Here is a 3,414-nt window from a genome sequence, read left to right as displayed (position 1 = left end):
TCACTACAATTACCACCGACCGCATTCAACACGCGGAGGACGACCGCCCGCCGCTTACCGCCGGCATCGCGTAACTAACGTCCGTGCCTCGTACAGCTAGTACGCGCTCGACGGATGAACGTTCGGTGGGATCTGGGCGGACCGTCGGATCGGCGATCGTGCCCGGGTCGGGATCAAAGGGGTCGAACTCCGGGGGTCCGGGCTGGGTCGGCGCACCGGGAGTCTCGGGATCGACCGGAATGCCGCCCGGGTTGACCGGATCGACGGCCGGTTGCTCGCCAGGTTCGGGAACCGAAGGTTGTTCGGGGTCAACTAATCCAGGTGTGGTGGTACCGGGGTCTACTGGTGGTTCGAAACCCGGATCCGACGGTGTTGCCGGATCGCCTGAATCCGGCTCGCTGGAGGGATCTTGCGGCTGGGTCGGATCGTGATCACCAGGCAGACGCGGTACAGGCCGCGGTGTGGGCCTCCGAGGCGGCGGCTTCGCGGCAGGTCCGGCCGGCCCGGGCTGGGCGTGGCCGGGAGTGTCCTGCTCACGCGCTGGGGGCAGCTTCACGAACGGAGAAAGGACAGTGCGAAGAAGTGCCTGATCCTGCGGAGAAAGCAGAGCCATAGCCTTCACAAGCACTTCGGCGAGATTCACCCCGGCCTCGAGCGCCCATTCCTCGAGACTTTCCATGCGGCCGAACAGTTCCGAATCCCCCAGACCCACACCTGCAAGTATCTGCGCGAACAAAGCTGCGATTCCAGCGGTGAGCATGAGCCCGGCTTCGGCTGCACTGAAGATGCCGCCGATGATCGGAATTCCTGCCAATTCTGCTTGGGGTGTGTCGGTTTCGTTCGGTGTAGCGGGCGCTGGGTCGATGGATGGGGATGTCCCGGCACCTGGTCCGTCCCCGCCGATGTCCTCGGCCGGCGACTGCTGCGGGATCTGCTCCGGCACTTGCGCCGGAGCCTGCTCAGGGACTTGCGCCGGTGCCTGCTCAGGGACTTGTGGTTCGGGCTCGACCGCGGGTGGGACTGGTGGTTGAGTGGGTATCGGTTTCTGGACTGGTGGATTGGGGGCCTTGTGGCCTTCGACCTGCGGTGTCTCGTTCCAATGTGGACCGTCATCTGAGCGGGTGCCGTCGTCCTCACCGGAGATTTTGGTCGGGCGCGCCGGAGCAGAGGATTTCTTGCCGCTCTGTGTGCGATCCTGCGGGTCCGCCAAAATCGGATACAGCACGTTCTCGATACCCGTGGTGTCGACGACCTGCACGAGTTGCCCGTCCCGGATCTCGTAATGCGTCGGGATGGGTGTGCCGTTGGCGTCGTACGCCCACGGGGCATCGATTGTCGAGACCGGATTCCCGTCGGCGTCGAAGACGGTGACCGTGCCATCGGGGTTGACACTCATGTGACCGCCGGGCGGCACCGTCACCGGAATCACGGATTCGTGCGACGACGTTTCGTCGTGGATCAGGAAGAAGAACCGGCTTCCGCCGGTGATCGGATCGAACACCCGCAACGAGGACTGCCCGCCAGGTGCGTACGCAGTCAACGGCGACGCGACAGTCCCGACCGCCTGGGAGAGTACTGATTCGGGCGTGCGGGGGCTGAAAGGTCCCGGCCGCCCGCGCACTCCGATACCCGCAGCGGTGAACGCTGCAGCGCCGATCAGGGCGAGTTCGAGATACCGGTCACGGCCCGAGTCCTCCCCGGCGGTGGAAACATCTGTTGCCGGGTCCGGAACCGTTTGGGCCGGTGCGATATTCGAATCCGAATCCGCGGGGATCGGTCCGGGACCACGATCGGTGGTGGTTCCCTCACCCGGGGTGGGTGTGGGTGAGGGAACCGCTGATGCCGATGCATTGGGGAATGCACCGACACCAGTTTCCGAGGCCGAGGCCTCGGAAGCAATGGGCGGAACCTCGATCGTCGGAACCGGGACGATGGGGGTGCCGTTGTAGGTGGGAAAGTTCGTCGGAGCATTGGCCCCGACATTCGGGCCACCGCCTGGAGCTTGCGCACCGGGGAGCCCGACGGTGGTCGTCGGCGCAGCCGTCGCCGTCGTGGACGGCGCGCTCAGGCACGGGTTGATGATCTCTGGCGGGATGGGTGCGCCAGGTGGCAGCGACGCAATGAGATTCAGGTAGATCTGATGATCACGTGCCCGCACCGCCGCGCAGTCTTCTTCCGGCGTCGCGTTCGCCGGAGCGGCGGAGAGTGCAATTCCCGCACCGATCGCTCCGGCCGCTCCGGTCAACAGCGCCCCAGCGGCAAGCACTCCCGCGAGAGTCCGGCGAAGTCGTCTACCGGACTTCACCGGTGCGCACCACGATTGTCACTCTTCTTCGTTCGGAGTAGCGCGATGAGTTTGTCTGCGCCCCACCAGAACAACCGTCCGGAGATCGACATCCACAAGAAGAATGCCAGGTAAACCAGGATCGTCCCGTAGTCGTTCGCCCAGCCGGCAAGCTTCCCGATCACCGCGAATGCCGCGATCAGCAACCCCAGTCCGACTGCCGTAGCGATCACAGCCTTGGAAAAAGGACTGAGTTCGCTGTCCGGATCCCAGTCATCAACGTCTGCAACGTCTTTACTATCGACGGCAGTGGATTCCGACTGGACACTGCGGCGTTCGGCGTTGTTGACGGTCATGGCTGGAACTCCAAACAGGAAGGGAGAGCGGGGACAACGGGTCGCCGGCGTTCGGCCTGGTATCAGTTCCAGTACTGCTCCGTCAGCACTATGTGCCCCTCACTGGCGGGGTGATTCGGGTCGGAGACAAAGACATTGGCATGCCCACCACGCGCGGCTGCTTCACCGAGCACAGCTCCTTCGAGGGCGTCGACCTTGCCATCGGTAACAGTTATCGCGGAACCAGGCGCCAACCAGACCCCCCTCAGCGAACCTGGAACGATGTTCGCAATCGCATCAGGAATCGGGCTCGCCGCCAGCGCCGCCGTTTCGGCGTTCGAAAGTGAAAGTCCGATCCGGCCATGTTCCGGTTGCACGATCGGAGTTGCAGCAGATGCCACGCCGGCGCCGAGAACACCGATCAGGGCGATACCTGCGCTGAGGGTTCCGGCAGTGGCCAAGGTACGAATCTTCATGATTTCTCCTTTGTGAGCGTGATGAGTAACCACCCCGGGACGGGACGGATCAGGAATTGCTCGCCAGCAGCGCCGGCGAAGTCTGCGTGGGTTAGAGCCAGGTGGGATCGGAGTACACGAACAACGTGTTATCCGACGTTGCCGTCGACACCGAGAGTTGTGCGTACGAGCGGATCGTCACCGGCCCCATGCACGCATCAACCTTCACGTGCACGTTCTCCGCGGTGATCGACGCCTTCGACGACTCGAGATCCTTCTTCCCCAACGGAATCGTCGTGATCGTGCCCGGCGCAATCGTCGACTGAATACTCGGATTCAC

At 63.7% G+C, this 3,414-nt stretch carries 4 protein-coding genes; all 4 read right to left on the bottom strand.

Going from position 1 to position 3,414, the window contains the following annotated elements; translation table 11 throughout:
• Positions 1 to 25 precede the first annotated feature (25 nt).
• A complete protein-coding gene (locus ABWI03_RS34045; RefSeq protein ID WP_353799062.1) occupies positions 26 to 2,305 on the bottom strand; it encodes a hypothetical protein in 2,280 nt (759 codons plus the stop codon).
• The gene (locus tag ABWI03_RS34040; protein ID WP_298776609.1) at positions 2,302 to 2,640 is read right to left on the bottom strand and encodes a hypothetical protein; all 339 of its coding nucleotides are present in this window, start codon (positions 2,638 to 2,640) and stop codon (positions 2,302 to 2,304) included. The genes ABWI03_RS34045 and ABWI03_RS34040 overlap by 4 nt, the downstream gene beginning before the upstream one ends.
• Before the next feature lie 62 nt (positions 2,641 to 2,702).
• Complete coding sequence (locus ABWI03_RS34035; protein WP_296553195.1) at positions 2,703 to 3,095, bottom strand: hypothetical protein; 393 nt, start codon at positions 3,093 to 3,095, stop codon at positions 2,703 to 2,705.
• Positions 3,096 to 3,186: 91 nt separating this feature from the next.
• Positions 3,187 to 3,414, bottom strand: a 228-nt coding sequence (locus ABWI03_RS34030; protein WP_353799063.1) for an MspA family porin, incomplete at its 5' end; no start/stop codon positions are given.

The organism is Rhodococcus baikonurensis (assembly GCF_040489275.1).
In the GTDB taxonomy this organism is placed as follows: domain Bacteria; phylum Actinomycetota; class Actinomycetes; order Mycobacteriales; family Mycobacteriaceae; genus Rhodococcus_F; species Rhodococcus_F baikonurensis.
The sequence above is the reverse complement of the archived record's forward strand: the minus strand, read 5'-3'. Positions and strand labels throughout refer to the sequence as shown.

What these genes read in the sequence shown, in the direction of transcription:
- ABWI03_RS34040 (WP_298776609.1), bottom strand. Translation starts at nt 2,640, where the DNA reads ATGACCGTCAACAACGCCGAACGCCGCAGTGTCCAGTCGGAATCCACT.
- ABWI03_RS34035 (WP_296553195.1), bottom strand. Translation starts at nt 3,095, where the DNA reads ATGAAGATTCGTACCTTGGCCACTGCCGGAACCCTCAGCGCAGGTATC.